The organism is Natrinema sp. SYSU A 869 (genome assembly GCF_019879105.1).
Taxonomy (GTDB): domain Archaea; phylum Halobacteriota; class Halobacteria; order Halobacteriales; family Natrialbaceae; genus Natrinema.
Genome location: NZ_CP082247.1, coordinates 64,816 through 89,211 on the forward strand (window position 1 = coordinate 64,816; position 24,396 = coordinate 89,211).

Annotated in this window: 15 protein-coding genes and 2 pseudogenes; 12 read left to right on the forward strand and 5 right to left on the reverse strand. The window is 57.5% G+C overall.

Translation table 11 applies throughout. The features are described 5' to 3' along the window. The first annotated feature begins 207 nt into the window (after nucleotides 1-207). From K6I40_RS00235 to K6I40_RS27510, 6 genes and pseudogenes are all read left to right on the forward strand, one after another. Nucleotides 208-2,022, forward strand: coding sequence for an ABC transporter substrate-binding protein (locus K6I40_RS00235; protein ID WP_222912991.1), 1,815 nt, complete (start codon nucleotides 208-210; stop codon nucleotides 2,020-2,022). Nucleotides 2,023-2,105: 83 nt separating this feature from the next. Then, nucleotides 2,106-2,300, forward strand: coding sequence for a hypothetical protein (locus K6I40_RS00240; protein WP_222912993.1), 195 nt, complete (start codon nucleotides 2,106-2,108; stop codon nucleotides 2,298-2,300). A 180-nt stretch (nucleotides 2,301-2,480) separates the two neighbouring features. Next, nucleotides 2,481-3,473: an ABC transporter permease gene (locus K6I40_RS00245; RefSeq protein ID WP_222912995.1), complete on the forward strand. Its 993-nt coding sequence runs from the start codon at nucleotides 2,481-2,483 to the stop codon at nucleotides 3,471-3,473. Then, the gene (locus K6I40_RS27500) at nucleotides 3,470-3,982 is read left to right on the forward strand and encodes a hypothetical protein (protein ID WP_255681390.1); all 513 of its coding nucleotides are present in this window, start codon (nucleotides 3,470-3,472) and stop codon (nucleotides 3,980-3,982) included. The genes K6I40_RS00245 and K6I40_RS27500 overlap by 4 nt, the downstream gene beginning before the upstream one ends. Continuing rightward, complete coding sequence (locus K6I40_RS27505) at nucleotides 3,904-4,593, forward strand: ABC transporter permease (protein ID WP_255681391.1); 690 nt, start codon at nucleotides 3,904-3,906, stop codon at nucleotides 4,591-4,593. Before K6I40_RS27500 ends, K6I40_RS27505 begins: the two co-directional genes overlap by 79 nt. 1 nt (nucleotide 4,594) lies before the next feature. Continuing rightward, nucleotides 4,595-6,790: pseudogene (locus tag K6I40_RS27510) on the forward strand (ABC transporter ATP-binding protein). A gap of 109 nt (nucleotides 6,791-6,899) precedes the next feature. Here the strand turns inward: K6I40_RS27510 and K6I40_RS00265 are convergent. From K6I40_RS00265 to K6I40_RS00275, 3 genes are read right to left on the reverse strand one after another with little or no spacing between them, the layout of a single operon-like run. After that, nucleotides 6,900-8,081, reverse strand: coding sequence for a UxaA family hydrolase (locus K6I40_RS00265; protein ID WP_255681392.1), 1,182 nt, complete (start codon nucleotides 8,079-8,081; stop codon nucleotides 6,900-6,902). Next, the gene (locus K6I40_RS00270; RefSeq protein ID WP_222912996.1) at nucleotides 8,078-8,398 is read right to left on the reverse strand and encodes a UxaA family hydrolase; all 321 of its coding nucleotides are present in this window, start codon (nucleotides 8,396-8,398) and stop codon (nucleotides 8,078-8,080) included. The genes K6I40_RS00265 and K6I40_RS00270 overlap by 4 nt, the downstream gene beginning before the upstream one ends. Beyond that, nucleotides 8,395-9,582 (reverse strand): UxaA family hydrolase, encoded by a 1,188-nt coding sequence (locus K6I40_RS00275; RefSeq protein WP_222912998.1) that lies wholly within the window; start codon nucleotides 9,580-9,582, stop codon nucleotides 8,395-8,397. The genes K6I40_RS00270 and K6I40_RS00275 overlap by 4 nt, the downstream gene beginning before the upstream one ends. Nucleotides 9,583-9,750: 168 nt before the next feature. Between K6I40_RS00275 and K6I40_RS00280 the strand changes: the two genes are divergently transcribed. From K6I40_RS00280 to K6I40_RS00305, 6 genes are all read left to right on the forward strand, one after another. Then, a complete protein-coding gene (locus K6I40_RS00280) occupies nucleotides 9,751-10,689 on the forward strand; it encodes a dihydrodipicolinate synthase family protein (RefSeq protein ID WP_222913000.1) in 939 nt (312 codons plus the stop codon). A gap of 1,049 nt (nucleotides 10,690-11,738) precedes the next feature. Then, a complete protein-coding gene (gene rdfA, locus K6I40_RS00285) occupies nucleotides 11,739-12,386 on the forward strand; it encodes a rod-determining factor RdfA (protein WP_222913002.1) in 648 nt (215 codons plus the stop codon). Between the two features lie 156 nt (nucleotides 12,387-12,542). Next, complete coding sequence (locus K6I40_RS00290; protein WP_222913004.1) at nucleotides 12,543-14,501, forward strand: archaea-specific SMC-related protein; 1,959 nt, start codon at nucleotides 12,543-12,545, stop codon at nucleotides 14,499-14,501. Nucleotides 14,502-17,179: 2,678 nt separating this feature from the next. Continuing rightward, nucleotides 17,180-18,439: an orc1/cdc6 family replication initiation protein gene (locus K6I40_RS00295; protein WP_222913006.1), complete on the forward strand. Its 1,260-nt coding sequence runs from the start codon at nucleotides 17,180-17,182 to the stop codon at nucleotides 18,437-18,439. 686 nt (nucleotides 18,440-19,125) lie between these two features. Further along, nucleotides 19,126-19,509, forward strand: a complete 384-nt coding sequence (gene tnpA / locus K6I40_RS00300; protein ID WP_222913008.1) for an IS200/IS605 family transposase — start codon at nucleotides 19,126-19,128, stop codon at nucleotides 19,507-19,509. A 61-nt stretch (nucleotides 19,510-19,570) separates the two neighbouring features. Beyond that, entirely contained in the window at nucleotides 19,571-20,809 is a 1,239-nt protein-coding gene (locus K6I40_RS00305; RefSeq protein WP_222913010.1) for an RNA-guided endonuclease TnpB family protein, read from the forward strand. A gap of 356 nt (nucleotides 20,810-21,165) precedes the next feature. Here the strand turns inward: K6I40_RS00305 and K6I40_RS00310 are convergent, their stop codons facing one another. Then, entirely contained in the window at nucleotides 21,166-22,593 is a 1,428-nt protein-coding gene (locus K6I40_RS00310) for an orc1/cdc6 family replication initiation protein (RefSeq protein ID WP_222913013.1), read from the reverse strand. A gap of 1,565 nt (nucleotides 22,594-24,158) precedes the next feature. Next, nucleotides 24,159-24,281: pseudogene (locus tag K6I40_RS27515) on the reverse strand (thioredoxin reductase); the annotation flags it as partial. Between the last annotated feature and the right edge of the window lie 115 nt (nucleotides 24,282-24,396).

The window sequence follows — 24,396 nt, forward strand, 5'->3', positions numbered from 1 at the left end:
TCACGGTCGACGGGTCGACATCAGTTCCGAATCGGTCCCCCGGAACTGCGGATCCATTCGGATTCACTGGCCAGCAGTTCGGTCCCGTTTCTGAACGAATCAGCACCGCTGACGGACTGTACTGAGCGAATATGTGACGAACTGTTTCATCCATCACTGATAACCGTCCAATAGTTAAATATATATCCCCTTCCACGACTAGGGTGTATGCCAGAGGGTAACAACTGGCGGACCAGCAGTCCTAGCCGTCGAGATGTCCTCAAATACAGCGCTGTCGGTGGGACAGCACTTGTTGCCGGATGTCTGGGTGGGAGTAGTAGCACAGATCGATTCAGAGTATTCGACGCGGAGACGAGCGGGACGCTTCCGTCCCAGCGTCACTGCAACCCGTACAACCCGACCCAGCGCGGGACGTGGCACCCGGGGGCGCTCATCTTCGACCGACCCGTGATGTACAGTCCGGCGGAGGACTCGGCCTATCCCCTGATCGCGACCGACTGGGAGATGACCGACGACACTACGCTGGAGATGACGTTCAGCGACGAGTGGACCTGGCACAACGGTGATCAGCTCACTGCCGAGGACTGGGTCATGCAGTTGCAGATGTCGCTCGCGATTCTGGAGTACCAGGCAGATGACGGGTCACGTCCTCACCAGTTCCTCGAGTCCGCCGAGGCGCCCGACGAGTATACGGCGCGGATCAACCTCCACGACTCGCTCTCGGAGACGGTCGCAGTCCAGAACGTCACCGCCGACCTCGTGGGCGACGAGAGCCGCGGAATCTTCACCAATTCCTCCGACGACCAGTGGAGCGAGTGGCACCAGCGGCTCCAAGAGGCAAGCGACTCCGAGATGGAGACCATCCTCGAGGAGATCACGTCCGAGGGGTATCCGATGCTCGAGGACGCGGTCGGGAACGGTCCGTTCCAGGTCGCCGATATCGGAGACAACGTCATGGTCTTCGAGAAGTACGAGGACCATCCGAACGCCGACAACATCAACTTCAGCGAGTACTCGTTCCACCTCTACGAGAACAACAACCCGACCCAGCCGTACGCCAACGGCGAGGTCGACGCCACACACACCCAGTTCCCCGTCGAGGACGATGTCAAAAGCCAACTCCCCAATGGGCACACGCTAATCAAGGAGAGCTTCTCGACTAACAAGCTGTTCACATTCAACTGCGGGTACGATGTTGAGTACGATACGCCCATGTCGAACGCGAACGTCCGCAAGGCGGTCTGCCACGTCTTCGACCGCCAGCGGGTCACCCAGGTCCTCGAGGGCGTCAATCGGATGTTCGACTGGGCACCGTGTCGCGTCCCGGGGAACGTCCTGGAAAACGGCACCCACGACGCCGCGGAGTGGGTCCAGGACTTCACCAAGTACGGCCAGAACGACACCGGGCGTGCCACCGAACTCCTCGAAAAGGAAGGATACACGCTCGAAGACGGTAAGTGGTATACGCCGGACGGCGAGCGCTTCGAGATCAACATCATGAACGGCTCCGAGCGGAAGGACTTGGGCGTTCTCAAGGACAATCTGAGAGAGTTCGGCATCAAGCCGAACCAGGAGCAGGTCGACGACGCGACGTTCGACGAACGCCGCCAGGCCGGCGAGTACGACATGATGCCCGACGGCTCGTCTGCCAACGGTGTCCGGGCGATCTGGGCGCTGGATCTCGTGCCAAACTGGATCCAGTCGATCTCGCACTTCAATCCCGAAGCGGAGATTCCGATGCCCATCGGCGACCCCGAGGGATCCGAAGGCACGAAGACGATCAACGTCGAGGAACACATCCGGCAGTGGCAGGTCACCGACGACGATCAGTACCACAAGGAACTGATGTGGTGGTGGAACCAGACCCTCCCGGAGATGGAAGTGATGTTCCAACCCGACGCCGGCGCGTACAACGCCGATAACTGGCAACTCGACGCACCGGACGGTATCATCGACGGGACCGAGGACGCGCTGTACCTCATCCCCAAGACGGACGAAGCGAGCATGGAGTACATCGGCTAACGGATGTCCCATCACCGGCTCCGATAGGTACCATACTGTTCGTGCAGATCAAGATTTAAGAGCGTCTCCGAGAACTAGTCCGCATGGGATTCCTCCAAGCCGTTTCGCAGGTCGTTCTCGGTGTTAATTTTCTGTTCTTGGTACTGCTTGGGTTCTCGTTCATCTTCATCGAGCCGGGGACGGGTCCGTACGTCATGGCAGTACTCACGCTCATTCCCGTCGTCCTCTCGCTGGTCGCGAGCGTTGCGATCATCTATACCGGCTGGGATCCGTTCTAGTCGGGTGCGACTGGCGTCCGTCCGGGCTCTGTCGGAAGTTCGATAGCTGTCGAGTTGGGGAGAATCTTCGCTCGGTTTGACAATTGTTTTTTCGTACTGTCGATATTGTCGACAGCTATCAGCTCTCGAGGGGCATGGGAACATTGATAATGAACCATTCTGAATAAATACCCATCCACTATGGTAACAATAGACTGGCGTATTAGGAGACTCGGGCAAGCGGTGTTCACGGTGTGGGCCGTGATCACACTCTCGTTTGCGTTGGTACGGTTGATGCCCGGGAACATGATGGGTGCGATGGTTACCCGACTGGCCCGGAAGGGTATTAATCCGGCACGGGCCCGTGAACTCGTCGAATATCGGATGACGATCGACCCCGATGCACCGCTCCTGCCTGCGTACGTCTCCTACGTCACGGACACGCTGCAGGGGAACCTAGGGCAATCCGTCTACTACAGTCGGCCAGTCGTGGATGTCCTCGCGGAGGCCGTTCCGTGGACGCTGTTCGTGCTGAGCTGGGCGGTGTTCATCAGCTTCTTTATCGGCATCTCCATCGGTGCGCTGATGGCCTACTGGGAGGGCGGAAAGCTGGACGTCGGGCTGACGTCGTACGCCGTCCTGATGGGGTCGATTCCGTTCTACGTGCTCGCGATCCTCCTGTTGATATTCATGTCGTACCGACTGGGTTGGTTCCCCACCGGCGGTCGTCAGCCGATCAGTGCCGATCCGGGATTCAATCTGGTGTACATCAGCGGGATCGTCCGCCACGCTACACTACCCGTTATCTCGATGCTCGTCGCCTCCGGCGTCGCCTCGCTGGGAATGCGCGGAAACAGTATCCGCGTCCTCGGTGAGGACTACCTCCGCGTCGCCCGTCTTCGCGGTCTCTCGGACATTACGATCTCTACTCAGTACGTCGCCCGCAACGCCGTCCTGCCGATGTACACGACGCTGCTGATCAGTATCGGCGAGATGTTCGGCGGGTCGATCGTCTTAGAGCAGGTGTTCCAGTACCGCGGGGTCGGCTGGTACATGCTGTCCGCCACCCACCAGCGTGACTATCCGCTCATGATGGGCGGATTCATGGTCATCACAGTGGCGATGGTCATCTCTCTGCTGCTGGCCGACCTGACCTACGGATACGTCGACCCGCGAGCACGGAGGTCACAATGACGCGAAATCCAGAGACGCCAACGGACGACGATGAACGGATGGACCTCGAGAGCGCAATCGTCGACGACACCGATGCCGAGGCGGACGCCGACGAGCGGATCGAAACCGACGGCGGCGTCGGCACGCCCTTCGAGGTCGTCTCCGAGTACGAGGAGACGCGACGTGATCGCTACCGCAAGCTGTACGACGCGTACATCTACACGCCGATCTCCATCATCTGGCGCGACTGGCGCGCTCGAATCGGCTTCACGATCGTCGCGATGTACCTGCTGATGGGGACCGTCGGAACGATGTTCGTCGAACCGACGACCGTGACCGAAGGGACGGCGCTCGTCGCGCCGTTTGAGAACATGGAGTACCCCTTGGGACGGACAATCAGGGGCGAGACCTGCTCTCGCAGACGGTCCACTCGACGTCGACGATCCTCAAGATGGTCCTCGCGGGTGCGGTGTTTACCGTCGGGATCGGCACGATCATCGGCTCCATCGCCGGCTACAAGGGCGGCATGACCGACACGGTCCTGAGTTCGATCACCGACGTATTCATCAACATCCCCGGCTTCCCACTCGTGATGGTGCTGGGACTCATGTTCGACGACCAAATTCTCGGTAACCCGATCGCAATCGGTGTGTTGCTGAGCATCGCGTCGTGGGGCGGACTCGCGCGGGCGATCAGATCGCAGATGCTCACGCTCCGGGAAGAATCGTTCGTCGAGGCCTCGCAGGCGATGGGTATCGGGACGCCGACGATCGTCTTCAAGGAAATCGTCCCGCACCTGATGCCGTTCGTGGTGATCAACCTCACGAACGCCGGCCGGAAGGTCATCTTCGAGGCGGTCGCCCTGTACTACCTCGGAATCTTACCCTTCGAGAACTTGAACTGGGGGAGCATCCTGAACCAAGCCTACGGGGCGAACGCGCATGCCCGCCCTGACGCACTTCATTGGTTCCTAGTCCCCATGTTCTCGATCGTGTTCATCTCGGTCGGACTGACCCTGCTGGGGCAGTCCCTCGACCGGGTGTTCAACCCGCGAGTCCGGGCCCGACACGAGAAGACGACCGCTAATGTCGAGGCCGAAGGCGACGGCGAAACGCAGACGCAAGATTCGATGGGTGTCTAACATGACTGTTTCCGAAACCGACTACCAACCCGAACCGGCACAAGGCGATTCGATCCTCGAAATACGGAACGCGTCCGTCTCGTTCGACATGGACCGCGGCGAATCGCGTGTCCTCGACGACGTCGATCTGGATATCGAGCGAAACGAAATCCTCGGCGTCGTCGGTGAGAGCGGCAGCGGGAATCCATGCTCGCGTCGGCGCTGCTCGACGCGATCGTCGACCCGGGCGTCCTCTCCGGGGACATTACGTACCATCCCCCGGACGGCAGCCCGATCAATATCCTCGATCTCGATAAGCAGGGACTCAAGGAACTCCGCTGGGAGGAGATTTCGATGGTGTTCCAGGGCGCGATGAGTTCCTTCAACCCCGTCCGCAAGATCCGAACGCACTTCGTCGAGACGCTCGACGCCCACGACTACGACATCGACGAAGGCATGGAGCGAACGCGGGGCATCCTCGAGGACCTGTATCTCGATCCCGATCGTGTCCTCGACTCCTACCCCCACGAACTCTCGGGAGGGATGAACAGCGCGCGCTCATCGCCCTGAGTCTGGTGCTCGAACCCGAAGTGCTGGTAATGGACGAGCCGACGGCCGCACTGGACCTCCTGATGCAGCGGTCGATCATCTCGCTGATCCAAGAGATCAAGGAGGAGTACGATCTCACGATCGTCTTCATTACGCACGACCTGCCGCTAGTCGCGGACATCGCGGATCGGATCGGGGTCCTCTACGCCTTCGAGTTCGTCGAACTCGGTCCGACCGACGAGATCCTCGAGAACGCCGCGCACCCGTACACGCGGTTACTGTTGAAGTCGACGCCGAATCTTGAGGCGCCGATCGAGACGATGCAGCCGGTCGAGGGATCGGCGCCGGACCCGGTGAACGTCCCGTCGGGCTGTTCGTTCCACAGGCGATGTCCGCTCGCCACCGAGGAGTGTCGCGACGTCGATCCCGGACCGTACGACGCCAGTTCGAACCACGTTTCCCACTGTCACCACTGGGAAGAGGCGCGCGAAGAGATCCCGATGACGTACGACCTCGAGTCGATCGATACCGGATCCGAGACGGCGAAGATCGGCAAGGGAGACACGGCCTCGCGGACCGCGTCGGCCCAACCGGTCGTCTCGCTCGATGATGTCGAGGTCCACTTCGAGAAGGAGAAGGGGTTCCTCGATATGTTCGACGAGCCCGACGTCGTCGAGGCCGTCGACGGCGTCTCGATGGATATCTACGAGAAGGACGTGGTCGTCCTCGTCGGCGAATCCGGCTGTGGGAAGACCACGCTGGGCAAGACGGCGGTCGGACTCCAGGAACCGACCGGCGGGAGCGTCAACTACCGGGGCCACGATATCTGGGACGTCAAGGCGGGCAACGGCGACGGCGAGCTCTCGTGGGACGAGATCCGCCGGTCGCTCCAGATCGTCCACCAGGATCCGGGCAGCGCCCTGAACCCCATCGTCGCGTCAAGGCGAGCCTCGAGGCCCCGCTCAAGCGCTGGAACGGCGAACTCGACGGCAACGACCGGAAACAGCGCATCCTAAGCCTGCTCGAGCACGTCGGGATGACGCCGCCGGAGGACTACATCGAGCGCTATCCGCACCAGCTCTCGGGCGGCGAACAACAGCGCGTCGCGCTCATCCGAGCGATGCTGATGAACCCCGACGTGATCATGGCCGATGAGCCGGTCAGCGCGCTCGACGTCTCGCTGCGCGTCGAGATGATGGATCTCATGATCCAGCTTCAGGATACGTTCGACACGTCGTACCTGTTCGTCTCCCACGACCTCTCGAACGCCCGCTACATCGCCGAGAAGACTGGCGGCCGGATCGGCGTCGTCTATCTCGGTCGGCTGGTCGAGATCGGGCCACCGGAGCAGATCATCCACAACCCGCAACATCCCTACACGCAAGCGCTGTGCTGGGCGACGCCGGAACTCGGTGCCGACAACGACGAGGAGTCGCCGATCCGCGAGATCGACATTCCCGACCCGACGAACCCGCCGAGTGGCTGTCGCTACCACACGCGCTGTGCCAAGGCACGAGAGGTCTGTCGGAGTCAGGATCCGGCGTCGTATGACGTCCCCGACGACGCGTTACACGAGGCCGCGTGTTTCCGCGTCGAAGGCAACCACGAGTACTGGAACAGCGAGTCGATTACGGACGACGGCGAACTGCTCGAGCAGACGAACGACTGACCGTCGACGAACCGTTTTTGCGTCTTCGTAGTAGCCGGTCACACTGTCCGATCGACGACCTGTTTTGTGTGGTTCGTGACGAGAATCAGCAGTCGGTACCAGCGGCCCGTCAGATCGACGGTCCGACGCGCGTGATCGCGAACGAGGTGACGCCGTGGCGCTCCGAACTCGTTGGCTCACCGTTCAGGACCGCCCGCAACGTCGTCAGCAGTTCGTCGGGCGTCGTCGTTCCAGCGAACGCGTCGAGGTCGTCGCGCAGCGCGGCGTACGTAGTGCGGTCGCCGGTGACCTTGAGCACCGGAACGATCGGGTGGCCTGCGGGAATCCCGTCGGCGGTGACGTGGATCACGACCTGTGCGCCGGCAGCCGCCAACGCCGTGGCCGCTTCGTCGAACGCCGACGGCGTATCGACCAGCGCGACGCCGGCGTCGTGTGTGGCCCACTGTCCGTACTCGAGAACGTCCCGAACGGGGCGGTCACCCCAGAGTCGGCGTACCTGATCCGAGGTCGCATCCGCGGCGCGCTTTCGTGTCGCGGTTACGGCTGCCGGCGAGTCGTACGCGCGGTCCGTCACGCCGTCCAGGCGCTCCTGTGCGTCGGCGGTGGTGACGCGCTCGCGAACGGCGTCGGCGTGGGCATGGACCCGCTCGTTGCCCGCGATCAGGGCGCGGCCGCCGGCGTCGACGATCCGCTCGACGACGCCTCCCACGAGCGGATCCGCCGTCTCCAGCGACGAGGGCTGGCAATCACTGCTGACGACGCCGATCGTCGCCGCCTCGAGACCGACCCGCGAGCGCTCCGCCTCGGTCCGCTCGAGGAGATTCGTCGCGCGGTCGATTCCCGTCTCACGACACGCGTCGGTGCCGCCCGCCTGCTGGATCGCGACCTCCTCGACCGGAACCCCGCGGTCGGCGATTTCGCCGGCGAGCCGGTCGCTCTGGACCGTCTCACAACCGAGTCCGACCGCGAGTGCGCCGGCGACGTTCGGGTTCGCCGCCACGCCGACCAGCGTCCGCTCGGTTCGCTCGCTGTCGTCGCCAAGTTGGCCACAGCCGTGGTCGTGGGGCGTGCTCACGGCACCGGGAACCTCGCTGGCGATTCGATCGGCGACCGTGTGCGAGCAGATGACCGACGGCACCACCAGCACGCGGTTCCGAACGCCGATACCGTCGCGGTCCCGATCGTAGGCCGTGAATCCGGTTCCAGCGTCGTGATCGATCTCCGCGGTGTTCCCGGTCATCGCCTCCGCTTCCGGCTCCGCCTCCGCTTCTGAGCCGGTGTCTCGAGTCATGCCGATCCCTCCGCTAGATCGCCGCGGCCCCGGTTGCTCTCACAATTGTGGGTGTGGACCCACTCGCCCGGCTCGATCCGCTCGGTGGCCGTCCCGATGACCTCGCCGTACTTGCGGACCGGCTCGCCGGCGTCGATCACCGTCACGGCGAGCTTGTGGCCGAACGCGATCGGTTCGGCGACCTCGAGGGCCGATTGCTCGCCCGGGAGGTCGTCGGCCGCGATCGATCGCCCGGCCTCGAGATCGGCGATCGCCGTCGCCACCGTGTCACCGTCTGCCAGCAGGACCGCCGCGTCGTCGAGTACGACGCCCTTCACGTCGGATCACCCAGCGATGCCAGCTCCCGCGGCTGGAGTTCGTTGATCGCGAACTCCGCCATCCCGCGACGCTCCGCCTCGGTTTGGGTGCCGTCGGCGACGGACAGCAGCGTCTCGTAGACGCGTTCGCCGACAGCCTCGACCGACTCACCGTCCAAGACCGTGCTGGCGTCGACGTCCATGTTGTTCGCCATGCGATCCGCCGTCTGGGGGTTGCCGGTGACCTTGATCACCGGCGCGATCGGGTTCCCGGTCGTGCTGCCGCGGCCGGTGGTGAAGGCGATCACCTGCGCGCCGCCGGCAACCTTGCCGACGACGCTCTCGACGTCGTAGCCGGGCGTGTCCATCACGACCAGCCCGCCGCCGACCGGAAGCGGGTCGGCGTAGTCGACGACGTCGCGGATCGGCGTCGTACCGCCCTTCGCGATGGCACCCAGACTCTTTTCCTCGATGGTCGTCAGCCCGCCCTCTTGGTTGCCCGGCGTCGGTTGGGTCCCCCTGAGATCGACGCCCATCAGGTCGGCAACGGCCTCGCGCCTGTCGACGCACTCCAGAAGTTGCTCGCGGACCGACTCGTCGACGCAGCGCTCCGCGAGGATATGTTCAGCGCCGATGAACTCCGGCGTCTCGCTGAAGCAACTCGTTCCACCGGCCTCGACGAGCCGGTCGCAGGCGTTCCCCACCGCGGGGTTAGCCGCGATCCCGCTGGTGGCGTCGCTGCCGCCGCACTCGACGCCGAAGACGAGTTCGCTCGCGTCCGCTGTCTCGAGGCGAGCGCGCGCCGTCTCCTCGAGGAGCGCGTCGACGGCCTCGCGGCCGCGTTCGACGGCCCCGCGCGTGCCGCCAGCGTCGCGAATCGATAGCGTCTCGACCGGCGTGTCGCCGTTCGCGATCTCGTCGGCGATCGCCGACGCGTCGGCAGCCTCGGTTCCCAGTTCGACCACGAGCGCGCCGCCGACGTTCGGATTGCGGCCGATACCGGCGAGCACTCGTTCGGTCCGTTTGCGAGCCGGGTCCGGCTGATCGGTTCCCATCTGATGTGGCGTCGCCGTGACGCTCGACCCGGCATCGGCCGCGATTTGCTCGGAGACTGAACTCGCTGCGACGGACGTCGGTAAGACAGCGACCCGATTGCGGACACCGATCCGCCCATCGTCACGCCTGTATCCGGAGAACGTCTGCATATGCTTCTGTTTCACTGGAATCGCTATTATCCTTCTGGTAGGTGTTTGATAGGTTGGGCGAAGACGGGTTCGAACGGGGAGAATATTAAGGGTGAACGGTCTCGATCTCGTCGCAAATAGGCTGATTTGGGCGATGGATTTATGTTCTATGCGAGACATCGAGTTGCTATGTCATCGTCAGCTGAGCAGGTGCGGAGCCACCTCCGTGGCGTTGCTGTCGGTTTATTGACGCCATTCAACGACGAGCGCGAGATTGAACACGAAAAGATCGCAGAAAACGCCCGAGAGCTATACGACGAGGGCATTCGGACGTTTCTGGCGACTGCGAACATCAGCGAGTACCACTCCCTCTCCCGGAACGAGCGCATCGACGTCGCCGAGACGAGCGTGGACGCGCTTCCGTCGGACGCCTGCGTACTCGCCGGCGTCGGAGGAAGTACACCGGAAGCCCAAGCGCTGATTCGCGCATACGATCAGATCGACGTCGATGCGATGATGATTATGCCGCCCGACCATACGTATCTCCACGAACAGGGGCTGCTGGACTACTATCAAAACCTCTCCTCGGTAACGGAGACACCACTCGTCCCCTACGTCCGCGGGTTCGATCCATCCATCGACTACCTGGCCAGTCTCACTCATGTCGAGGGCGTCGTCGGGATCAAGTACGCACTGAAGGATCCGGTTAAACTCGGTGCAGGCGTAGCTGCCGGTGCCGACGATGTCGTCTGGGTCGACGGTCTCGCGGAACCGTTCGCCGTCTCCTTCTGGGCCGAGGGTGCAGAGGGCTTTTCGGCGGGCGTCAGTAATTTCCGACCCGAGATCGGCCTCGAACTATTCGACGCACTCTCCGACGGAGACTGGGAGCGCGCCTGTCAACTTCGGAACATCTGCCTTCCCTACCAGAACTTCCGAGACGAGACCGGACAGGAAAACGATATTCAGGGCGCTATTAGCGTCTCAGCAGTGAAAAAGGGGCTCGAGCTCGCTGGACTCAATGGCGGCAACGTTCGGGAACCGATTCGGCCCCTCGCACCCGAAGAAGAGCGGAAGGCCGAGGCGCTCTACAGCCAACTCGAGGACGACATCGAATCCCTCATCGAATAACCGGTTCGCGGGCCGAGCGACAGATCGGATATAGTAGCCACTGAAAGTCAATGCACACCCGATCGCACAGCAATCGTGCGATCGGCGTGTGAATAATTGCAGTTGTTACTATAGCAACCCGGACACGAGGAGCTATGTCGTCGGTTCGTCCACTGTTTTCGTTGGCTCATCCGCTGTTTTCGCCGGTGTGTCCGCTGTTCGATCAGTCATATCCGGTCCTCGAGAAGAGCCGAACATCGACCTAGCGTGCTCGACCTAGCGAAGATAGATACGCATCCGCTTGCCTGTGCCATCGGAGAACATGATATCGCAGCCACTATTCAATGGCCGTTCCATTCCCCTACTGGGAACGATATTCGATGCAAAACGCACGACCACGACTCAGGCTGATGATTCTGCCTCGAGGCCGCTCGCGCCGTGTCGACTCCGGTCAGTTATGGAATAAAGACAGAGAACCGTTCGATACCCAGAGGGAGACCATATCCGCTTAGACACGGTGGCTCATTACCATAGTCGTTCGCTGCTCCGAACGAATCGCTCTGAATTACTACCACTATCAATTGACGCAAACTGGACCCAGTCAGCGTTAGAAGTTCCCCTCTCGGGAATACCCCCATCCAGTGCCTCTGTGCGCCGATAGTTCGGAGTACAACGACTATCAATTCGGATATGCAGGAGGGAAAGCTCGATTCCGAGACCAGAAACACACGAGAGAACCGGATTCGCCCAAATAGATTACATCCCTACTATTGTAATTGTTCGGGCAGAGAGAACCGACACTGCACTGTCGTCCGGAGAGAAGTACACCGATACTGCACTGTCGTTCGGAAGAAGCACAGTTAGCGAATAAGCCGTCGCCGTTAGAGGAACAGTATCAATGCCGTCAAATACCTGATTCGTTTGATGATGAACCGTCGGCTCTGGGTTTACAGATGTACTATTGTACAATTCGAACGCGCCATCATATACTTCGGACCCGTGACGGATCGGGGCCATTAGGGAGTGGTGAGACAGAACATTGAATACACGAGAGTCCCTACATTCGGGTAGTGACTGATCAAAATCGTTCGACAGAGCCAAATGCGTCGTGTGGATGTAAAATCGGCCGGATTTCGACCCAATACGAGTTTTCAGGACTCGACACTGCACTCATCGAGTACTGGACCGGTGAGGCAGACGACCAATATAGCACGCGGGAACTCGCAACGTACGTGAACAGGCAAGTACTCGAGGCTGCTCTCGAAGCAGCAGATGTCCCGGTCAAGGACGGAGAGGTCGAGAACACGTATCGGTTGCTCACTGACGACGACGTCAGTAGCGGGACGCGTGTACAGACTCGAAACGAACTCCAGCGTGACGGCGTCCCGATCGAGCAGGTAGAATCGAATTTCGTCTCCCACCAGACGGTCTACAATCATCTGACCGACTGCCTCGAAACGTCCCTCGAGGAACCGAGTGACGAGGAGCGTCTCGACCGAGGAGCGGAGAAACTCGGTGCACTCCAGAACCGAACGGCAGCGGTGACGACGAGTACGGTCGAACAACTCGAGCGAAACGATATCCTCACAATCGGGGACTTCAACGTGGTCGTCTCCGTAACGGTGACCTGTGAGGATTGCTTACAGGAGTATACCGTCAGGGAACTTCTCGAACAGGGGTCTTGCCAGTGCCATGAGTCACATTCAGACCATCACTGACGCCGACCAATATTAATGTTATTCTCCTGACATCACCTCTGAAACGTATCAGCACCGACATATTATGACACCTACCGACACCGATATATCAATATGACGGTATAAAAACGCTATGCAGTGGTAATACCTATCTGTGCGGAGGTGAAATCCAAGAATATGGGAACTAGTTTGGATCCGGGGAAAGAAGCAGTTCCGGAGGAAGCGATACTTTCTGTCAGTAACATCGGCGGGATCGACGACACCGAGGTCAGCTTTCGCCGCGGGGTAACGATCCTTTCCGGTCGAAACGCGACCAACCGGACATCACTGTTACAGGCGATCATGGCCGCGCTCGGAAGCGATCAGGTGAGTCTCAAAGCCGATGCCGACGAGGGCCGTGCAACACTCGAGTTCGGCGACGAGATTTATCGGCGGACGCTTCAGCGTCAAAACGGAACGATCACCACTGACGGCGAGCCCTATCTCGAGAACCCGGAACTCGCCGACCTGTTCGCCTTCCTGCTCGAATCGAACGAAGCGCGGCGGGCCGTCGAACGAGGCGATGACCTCCAGGAACTGATTATGCGACCGGTCGATACCGACGCGATCCAAGCCGAGATCGACCGCTGTGAGCGGCGGAAAGACGAACTCGACGAGCAACTGGCGGAACTTGACCAACTCGAACAGCGTCTTCCCGATCTCGAGGCAAAGCGAACGCGGCTAACCGACGAGATCGACGGGCTCAGAGATGATCTGCAGACGGCACAAGCGCAACTCGAGGAAACGAACGTCGACGTCGAGGAACGCCGGGAAGAGAAGTCCGAGCTCGAAACGAAGCTATCAGAGCTGCGCGACACCCGATCCGAACTCGAACGGGTCCGCGACCGGATCGACACCGAACGCGAGAGTATCGACGCACTCGAGACCGAACAAACGGAGGTACAGGAACGACTCGATTCACTGTCCACGGGCGACGAATCGGAAATCAGCCGGCTTCGGGCGGAAATTGAGACGCTTCAGGACGAGAAAGACGACCTCTCGGAGGAGATCTCACAGCTCCAGAGCACGATCCAATTCAACGAACAACTCCTCGAAGACCCGAATTCGTTCCAGCCGAACGCGAGCCGCCCTGACGACGGTCCCGTGACGGACCAGTTGCTTCCCGATGCAGAGACAGTGACGTGCTGGACCTGTGGCTCGTCAGTCGCTCGAGACCAGATCGAGACGACTATCGACCAGCTCCGGACTGCTCGGCAGGACCGTCTCGAGGAGCGCTCCGAAATCAGCGCTGAACTCGATGATCGGCGGCAGACGGTCTCCGACATCAAGGAAAACCGGACAGAATACGACGAGACGCGTCGCCGCCTCGAGTCGATCGATGACGAAATCAACCGGCGGAGCGACCGTCTCGAGGAACTGACGGCCGAGCGCGAGGACCTAACCAATGCGATCGACGAACTCGAACGCGAGATTGACGAACTGGAGACGGACGATTACGGCGACATCCTCGACCAGCACAAGGAGGTCAACCAACTCGAGTTCGAACTCGAGCGAAAGGAACGCGAGCGCGACGAACTCGAGGCGGAAATCGCAACAATCGAGGAGCGACTCGACGGACGCGAGGATCTCAACGTACGTCGCGAAGACATCACCGAGGAATTAACGAACCTCCGCACACGGATCGGCCAGATCGAAACGAACGCGGTCGAAGCGTTCAATGAGCACATGGAAAACCTACTCGAAACGCTTGGATACGCCAATTTAGATCGCATCTGGATCGACCGAACCAGTCGTGAGGTCCGCGAAGGCCGACGAACCGTCACGAAGTCGTCGTTCGATCTCAAGATCGTGCGAAGTACCGATGATGGTGTGGCCTACGAGGACTCGATCGACCACCTGAGCGAGAGCGAACGGGAGGTGACCGGCTTCGTGTTCGCGCTGGCCGGGTATCTCGTCCACGACGTCTACGAAACGGTCCCGTTCATGCTACTCGATTCGCTTGAAGCGATTGACTCGGAGCGAATCGCCGACCTCGTCGACTACTTCGAATCTTACGTCCCCTACCTCGTCGTCGCACTGCTAGACGAGGACGCACAGGCAATTGAAGAGGACCACGGGATGATTGCAGATATCTGACTGGTCGTCGACCGAGTCCCTTCCACTTTCGTCACAGTAGCAGTTCGTTCTTCGCGAGCCACCAATCTGTGTTCCCGATTGCGGAACATTAACGGCACGCCCGCGAGAGGTCGATAGTTGAACCATAGTGGTCTCTCCCACAGACGAGATCTACTATGACGTTGCGGTCTAGCAGTGATACACGACGGCCTGCTTCGATGACTGGCAGTGGTAGTCATATCGGGATCGATGATAACATCGTTCATCGGTGTCGACTATACCATTCCTCGAGAACTGTCATCGAGAGCACTCCAATTCATCGGGAGAAGAGACACCCTGAACGAGATCAAGATGATGGAGAGCGGTGATACTGGACGCTTAGGAGGAGAGCACCTCAAGGTCGAGACGGAGCTGCCGGGAATCGACGAATGAGGTATCGAGTACGGGACGAACTGGTTTCGACGATGTTCGATACGACGGACTTTGAGGGAGAAGCGGAACCATCCAATGACGGCAGGGACTCGCAGTGAAGGAACGCTCAGCGTAACTGGATCGAGCCGCTAAGTGACAATCGACAACAGTCGGTCCGGTGCCAGGGGCTGTGATCTGCCTAAGGGGGATGCCGACAAAGAGCTATGAGTAGAATAACTGTACGACTGTTCTCCTCGAGTAAGATCAGATGAGAACGGTATAACAAGCCCCGAAAAGTAGTCCGTCTCTGGCGAACGATACCCCATTTCCTCTCTGGAAAGGGATCGATGTATAGGGAGAGAGGATATTGCTGCGGAAGGGGGATACCACTGCGGAAAGAAAATACTGCTGAACAGGCGTGCACAATAGTTCGAACGATGGGATCAAACCGCAAGGTGGGAGGAGGGCGGCGAGGAATTTTTCGACTGCTTCCGAGAAAGAAGAGTCGGACGCCATCACGCCGACTGATGACGCCGAACGAGAATACGGCGAGGAAACGCTCTGGAGAACTACGGCCGATCGTCGAGGACGTAGTTCCCGGTTCCCGTTGCCGAGGAGGCGGATATCAGACTTGACGTCTAACTGGCAAACCCGCCGGTTTGCGAGGAGTAATACGAGATCGCGACGTGCTACTCGAAGAGTACGGTACTACCAGTACGCGATGGTCACGCATATTCTAGTCAGCTCCCTGTGGCGGGACGTACCCACATTCTTCACACATGAACTGCGGATATTCGTATGGCGCAACCAACGTACAGTCACAGCTGTTGCAACGCATTGTGTACCTCCAATTGATACAACATCTAATAAAGATGTGTACGACAAATGTCGAAAGAAGAACGCCGAAAGCCACTCGATGAGGACGGATGGGGAAACACGGTGATCGCTGTGGTGGTCGGGTAGTCGTTGGCGATCAGCGCATCTTCACTTCGGAGTCGACCGTGACAGTACCGAATATCGACTCCAGGAGTGATTGGCCGTCGAAACACGAGAGGGCCGCACCGTCGAGACAGTCTCGAGGTTGTCGATCGTAACGGACGGATTTGGACTTGACTGACTGGGGGTTGTCTCGGTCCAGCCGCTCATTGAATTCATTGAGCGATACAGCGGCTGCGTGACGGTACAGCAACTGCGTGAACGGTACAGCGGCTGCATGAGCGTACAGCAACTGCGTCTGCAATACTGGGCCGATATCTTGGACGCCATCTCTTCTGAACAGAGTTCAATAGCTGTCTGTATACTCGGGCGACACGGATGCATAACGGCGTCTATCGATGAGAGAGCGTCTATCGATGAGAGCCGAAAAGGCTAGTGGATCCGCTTGCTACGGGACAGCACGGAACTAGCTTTTCGGAGAGCTACGACAAGTGGCGCAGGTCACCCCAACTGATTTCGGGGCCAGAGCAGTTGCCAACTCATAGTCTGGTATCTTACTGCATCTGTTAGCGCCGTGTGACGAGTTATTCCACCGGAATATAAATTCTGCTATCTGTCTACTATATATACATAAATAATGAATGTTGCCGCTCAGATTTCAGCGAGTGTTGCCGCGGTGCATAGAACAGCGGACACGATGGTGTCCCAGTACCAATCCAATGAGAGAGACAAGACTCGTTAAAATGTAACAACACTCGCTGAAACCTGCCTGCTGTTCTATGACGCCCGCCTGTGTTTCCGAGTGATAGGGTTCCGCCCAGTATATACCAGTGAATAGCGTAGTTCCCACTAGACAGCCACACTAGACACGAAGAGACTCGTGAGGTGAGTCATAGACTCACGAAGAGAACAGCGGACAGAGTGGTGTGAGATAGTGGATGGGCGGCTATTGCTCTATCTGGGAGGCTGTGATATGAACCAATGAGAGAACCAGAGTGGACAAAGTGGAATTATGATATCGCTCGATGGTCAGCAAAAGAGGACACACCCACCCCACCATGTCCGCTGTTCTCCTCCGAAGTTCAAACAAGTTGATGAGCCGAAGAATATTTCAACCATAACACCTGTGGAATTTGTTCCCGAAGTTGCCATTTGGACTAGCTCTCATTACACCGTTTAAATATTCCTCTTTCTAGAGGACTCTTCTACTGGTAGTCCTAGTTGTGGAGATTACTGCGGACATGGTGGGGTGGGTGTGTCCTGCGATCTGATATAAATCAAGAGAACAGCGGACACTCCGGACAGGGTGGTTTTATAAACCATGCTGCTAGAGGGACGCACAGACAACTCGAATGAGTCTATTCGAACGCGACACTGAAATCTACAAAAATCGCGATGCGTTACGAGAGGATTATCAACCGAAACAACTCGTCGGTCGTGACGAAGAAATACAAATGTATCAGGCTGCGTTACAGCCTGTGATCAATGGTGAACAGCCAAATAACGTCTTTCTCTACGGGAAAACCGGCGTCGGGAAGACTGCAGCAACTAGATATCTCCTCTCTCACCTCGAGGAAGACGCCGAACAGTACGACGACATCGATCTCCATCTCACTTTTCTCAACTGTGACGGTCTCACCTCATCGTACCAAATCGCGACGCGGCTGGTTAACGAACTTCGAGACGAGACGAACCAGATTAGTACCACTGGGTATCCGCGGGCGACAGTCTACGAAATGCTGTGGGACGACCTCGACGAGATCGGCGGAACCAATCTGATCGTCCTCGACGAAGTCGACCACGTCGAAGACGATTCGATCCTCTATCAGCTTCCTCGAGCTCGAGCGAACAACAATCTCTCCGCGGCGAAGATCGGAATCATCGGCATCTCGAACGATTTCTCGTTCCGTGACGACCTCTCCCCGAAAGTGAAAAGCTCGCTCTGTGAACAGGAGATTCACTTCCCTGCCTACGACGCAGGCGACCTCCAGAAAATCCTCGAACAGCGTGCGGAAGTCGCATTTCACGATGATGTCCTTGATGACGCGGTGATTCCATTGTGTGCAGCGTACGGCGCAAAAGACGCCGGTGATGCCCGTCAATCGATCGACCTTCTCATGAAAGCCGGGGATCTCGCTCGAGAAGAGGACGAGGCAACGATCGTTACTGAAAGCCATGTAGAAGCGGGTCGTCATGACCTGGAACGCGGGCGTATTGAAGAGGGTATTAGCGGGCTTACGCAACACGGTCACTTGGTGTTGTACTCGTTGCTCACACTCCACCTCCAGGACGAAACCCCGATTCGGTCTCGAGATGTCCGCCCTCGCTACACCAACTTTGCGCAGCGGGCCGGACGAGACCCGCTCGTTCCGCGTCGAATGCGCGATCATCTGTCGGAACTCGCCATGCTCGGACTCGTTTCGGTCACTGAGCGTAATGAGGGCCGACGTGGGGGCACATACCGCGAGTACACACTCGATATGGATGTCGAACTCATCGTTTCGGCACTCGATGAGATCCTTGACGATGTTGGTATCCATGATTCAATTCAAGATCATTTAATTGACGCCGATTCGACCAATGAGAACACATCATTAGCTGAATTTTATTAACTTCTCAGATATTATCAAATAGGAATCGTTGTGGTTCGGTACTCTGTGGTTTCTATTCCTATTTCACACCACCATGTCCGGAGTAACTTCGTTCTTCAGGGCCAATACCCAACATATACACTATCAAGAGGTAGATAGTATAGATTATAAAACAGCACCTTTGTATTGTAAATAAAATAACTAAATATGGGTGATGGATATTGGTATGACGTACCGGTGAAAGATACCAATGTGAAGACTTTTATCTTCGATTACAACCACTGAATATCCAAGCTGCCAATAGAGTTAACACCACTATGTCCGCTGTTCTTCTTCCAGTATTCCAATACTAGTCCACGGTTCTCTAATTCACAACAGCGCAGTTCGAATCTCTCTTCTGAGTAGGAGAATACCGTCTTTCGTGAATCGCCTCGGTGTCAACGCTCGAGACGCTACATCTGGAAGGGAGGGAGTGAGACCCTGAGAGGGAACACCCGGAACAGAACTAATCTATTCTTCTGAGATAACGAACTAATGACTATGCACTGCTCAGTCGCACCCTGATACAGAGCGATAGCGCATACCTCCGTCTTTAGGCGGAGGTCAAGCAATAGGCATTGTGTTAATTCACGAGTCTCCGCTACTGATTGATTTCCTACTCTTCATCGATGGTATTAAGGCGGTATGAACTATAGTATGCAACACGGATGAAGACTACACGGCACGCGACCTACAACCTCAACTACCACATCGTGTGGTCGCCGAAGTACCGCCAGTCGGTATTCGTCAACGAGGTCGCTGACCGTGTGCGAAACATCCTCCACGAAATCGCCGACGAGAAGGGAGTAGAGATACTCGACATAACCGTCCAACCCGACCACATCCATCTGTTCGTCAGTAGCCCGCCGAAACACGCTCCCTCGCTTCTCGCTAACTGGTTCAAGGGAATTTCCTCGCGGAAATACAACCACCGCTACGCCGATAACGAGAGTGAGAAGATTCGCTGGGCGCGAGGCTACTACGCAGGGACGGCGGGGAACGTCTCCAGCGAAACGGTTCAGGACTACATCCAGCGTCAACAGAACTCATGAATTCTGTTTGGCTCACGAGAAACGCGGCGTGTTTCTCGGGACGTCACGAGGAGGGTGACACATGACGGAACTCACCAAGACGCTGGAACTGAAACTGGTCGACCCAAACGCCCACAAGCAGAGGAAACTCCGTGAGACGCGGGACGCCTACCAGCAAGCCCTCGCGGATGCGTTCGACGCTGGTTGTACCACCCAGACCGAAGCGAATGACGTGGTGGTCAACTACGACCTGTCAGGGTACGCGAAGAACGCACTCAAGAAGTACGTCCCGCAACTTACGACGACCTACAACGCGGGCGAACTTCACGACGACCACCCCGTTCGCTTCACCAATGAAGGACTGCGACTTGACCACAAGCCCGAGAACGCTATCGAGTGGTACGTCAAAATCCCCCATCACGAAGACTATCACCTCTGGATACCAGCACAACCGAATCCCGATCAGCGGGACTGGCTGGAAGCGTTGAACGCGGGAGACGCCAAGATGGGCGAGAGTCGCCTATTCGAGCGGGACGGGATGTGGTATCTCCACGTCACCGCCACCCGAAACGTGGAGGACTATTCCGTGGTGTCTACCGACGAACAGACACCCATTGGAGTAGACATCGGAGAAGCGTCACTCGTCACGGTGTGTCACCGCGACGACCACGGTTCTCCGACCGCGCCCGAACTGTGGGCTGACGAGGGCAAGACCGTCCGTCGGCTCCGTAAGACCTACTTCACTGCCACTCGCCGACTCCAGACGCGCGGGAGTGAGCGTATCGCGGAGTCCTTCAGGGACGACGTGTGGAACCTGATAGACGATATATTCCACACCGTCACCCGCGGAGTTGTGGAGTACGCCGAATCCGTCGAGAATCCTGTTCTTGTTCTAGAAGACCTGACGTACATACGGGAGTCGATGGACTACGGCGACTTCATGAATCGGCGTCTCCACGGATGGGGATTCGCCAAACTCCACGCGCAGATACGCTACAAAGCTGTCGAGAAGGGTATCCCCGTCAAGACGGTGAACCCGCGCAACACATCGAAGGAGTGCCATTCGTGCGGTGAAGTGGGGTATCGTCCAAAGCAGGCGACGTTCAAATGCACGAACGACGGCTGTTGGATGGGCGAGTACCAAGCGGATGTGAACGGCGCGATAAACATCGCAGACCGCTACCTCAGCGGAGAGAGTCGTTTCAGAGAACACACGGACGACGATGACTCGGCTGAGGATGGGGCGCGTTTGACCGCGCCACAAGACAGCCAAGCCGATGCTGAAACCCAGCAGAAGACGCTTGGAACGTATGCGTCTTGAAACCATAGGGTCGTTGCACTCGGCCTGAAATCTCGTGGCGAGATTCCCGCGTCTTCAGGCGCGGGAGGAGGTCAATTGAAGCTCTCGACGGTTTTGGAAACGAAAGGAAAACACTTCGATAGAGGTGTGTCCGGGTTCTCAGGAATTGAAAAGCCACCAAGAGACGAGATAATCACAGATCGAGGATAAATAGACATACCATCACTATACTGCATAGACCTGCTGGTCCCATACTGTATATAACAAATTGCTACGTTTCCAGCTCTCAGCTACCGTTGGTCGACATCACACATCGATAGAGGTGTGTGGTGGATGGAGAAACATATCGATAGAGGTGCCTATCGAACCGAGCGGTGTCACGTCTCGTTTCGAACCTGTGCGTTGACGACACTCGTCACTTCGTCCGGAGAGACCATGTCGAGACGCGAATCTTCGCGAAGCGTTTCGAGGATCGTCTCGGGACGTTCGCCGAACTGGAACTCGAGGAACATCCCCGAACTCGGTCCGTGGCTCCGACGTTCGAAGTCGACGAGCGAGTACGTCGTCATCTCCTTCATCTTGTTGACGTAGGTTTCCTGGTGATACTGTTCGGCATCGATCGCGTCCGTGAGGAACTGGTACACTCTGTACCCAGTTGTACTGCGAGCGGATTCGTCGTTTGTCTCAGAAGCCACGGCTGCCGTTGCGTAGAGGCACAATTTCTTCTGTGTACTGATACCACGGACGACTTCGAGGACCCGGTTCTTCTCGACCTTGTCTTGGGCTTCGCGAACGTGTTCTTCACGGACGCTTCCATCACCTTCACGTTCTGCGAGCTCGCCAGCAACGCGCATCAGATCGATCGCCTTGCGAGCATCGCCGTGGGTCTGAGCCGCAAAGGCTGCCGCCAGCGGGATGACGTCCTCGTCGAGGACGTCCTCATAGAACGCGTCCTGGCGGCGACGGAGGATCGACTGAAGCTGGTTCGCATCGTAGTCGTCGAAATGGACGTCCTCGGGCGTGAACGAACTCAGGGCTCGACTACCAACCGACTCCATCATTTTCGTATCGTTAGAGATTGCGACGACAGAGACATGCGCAGTGAGATCGTTCGTTGCACCGGCTCGAGAGAGTTGATAGAGCAGTCGAGAGAACGCCGGCTCCTGTTTATCTCGCCGCCCGACGAGCATATCGAGTTCATCGAGGACGAATACCGCCGAATCGAAGTTCTCGTTGACGATACGATAGAGTTCGTCCCACTTTTCTTTCGTCGCGACGCCGTGTTTCGGGACTTCGACCGCAACGTCGGCTTTGTCCGCAGCGCGACTCGCTAGTTCATAGACGGCGACGCCGAGAGTATCGAGATCCTGGCAGTTAACCTCGATCGTTCCGAACCGAATATCTCGCGTCTCACAGATGTTACTGATGTTCTTGCAGACGGCTTTCGTGATGAGTGATTTGCCAGTTCCGGAGGGACCGTAGAGAAAGAGATTTGGGGGGCGATTGTCGCCGAGAGCGACACGAAGCATCTTGGTAACTTCTTGGAGTTGCCTGTCGCGACCGACGATTCGATCTTCCTCGACGATATGATTTGGATCGAGGAGCGATCGATCTCGAATGAGCCCTTCCTGTTGATCGAATTCGAGTAGCATATCCTCGATCGACTGTGATTCATCTGTCGTCGACGGCTCGGTCGAGGTGGGAGATGTCTCGGGCGTAGTGGAATCAGATGAGGGAACTGCCTGCTCTGTCGTCTCGTTTTCCGATGTCCCCGCCCCGTCTCGACGATCCTCAACGTCGTCCATACGATGATCCATACAGGGTAGGACTAAAAGTGTTCCCCACCCCTATCGATGTGTATATCCCCGATTGAACGGTTGATATACCGGTAATATACGGAGAGAGAAAAGGACATGAGTGAATTAGGTTCTGACGAACGACGAAGTGTTCCGAACGCACAGTGACTTGACTGATCGATCCTAGAGACAGACACCCCTCTATCGATGTGTTTGAGACTTCGAGAGAGAGGGGGTAATTGACGAGCGTCGCTGAGGCGTGACCGGTAATAGAACATCGCTCCGTTGGATTTTGGGAATTGGGGTGTAGCGGACCAGAAAACAGGGTTCTCTTTTCTATTCTACTATACTACTAGACTAGATCTAGACTAGATACCCCCACACCCCTCTATCGATGTGTTCGATGTGTTTCGGCTTGATCGTATTCTGTCATCCTGCAAACGCGGTCCGCTGGACAACTCCTCGAGGACAGAATCATCCCTATACTCTGTCTATACTCCGATCTATAACTATATTCTCGCAAGACGGGTCCCTTTTCTCTCCTGAATGGCCTCCTTCCCTCTTTGACCGTAGCCCAAAACACATCGATAGAGGGGTGTCTGTCTCCTCTATTCTTTCTCATCACATCTTCTGGAAGCGGTCTCACAATACAGAACATATCGATAGAGGCGTCTCTTGATGCGGTTCCTGGTCAGTAGTGGTCAATAACTGAGCCCGTAGTAAGTGAACACATTTTCATCGTTCTGAACTCAACCCTCTCATCGGTAGTCTCTCTTGAGCAGTGCCGACCTGATCAGCTCGAGACAAATGTGACTCCTTTGCAGAAACACATCGATAGAGGGGTGTCTGCATCGGTTTGGTATCTTCGTCTCCCGCTCACTTCGATTGTGACTGTTGTCGTTGAGGGTACGTCGATAGGACAGTCACGGTTGCTTTTCGATCGGTAGGACGGTCTCGATTGCTCTTGGTGCCAATTATCATCTCGCTCTGCGAGTCGCCTTTCACGCCCACGACAGTTGGCACGTTCCTCGGTGTACTGTGATATCTGATGGCGAGGATCATCCCCATCGAACGCTCTACCAATTCTTGGAAATTCTTGGAGTGGGATAGAGTAGATGTCTGAGGTCGAATACAGGTGAATCGGGAATCGAGTCTGCGATTTGTGTGCTAAACGAATTGCGAGACTGAGATCCGCCAGCCAGACTCCGATTCGACACGTGTTGGCCCAGTAGTCGTAGACACTCGGTGGAAAAACTCATTAGTCTAACCGAATAGTCTATCCAACAACCGCTTAGTCTATCGACTGCTTCGGTGCAACCGCGGAGAACAGGCAGACCGCAGAGAACAGGGCAGGTTAGCCACCGGCCTCGAGATCGCATCTCGAGCGTTCAACCTCATTGTGATGTCCCAGACACTGCGGACACTCTACGACATTCCGGATATTCACGGAGAGAGCCCTAAAGCGACGGGATGAATCCGACAACTTCTGTCCAATCTACCGTAGATAGCTACAAATCTTCAATATCCCAAATCCGGTCGGGAGTCCTTGTTCTTCAGCGCGAGGAGGATGTCAATTACTTACCCCCGTTTTCGGTTTCAATTTCATGTGCCGCTTGGAGAATTAGGTCATCGTCGATGCGTTCGAGAAGGTGCTGCTGACCGCGCTCACGCCGATGTTCGATTTCGCCGTCGGAGAGGTTTCACATATCGTGTATTTAAACATTGCGGAACGTGGGCCTGTGGGTCTGAAACAGAACAGTGCAAGAAACTCGAACGACGCTGTATCCTCTCCCTGCTTGCGCCGTCGGCGCT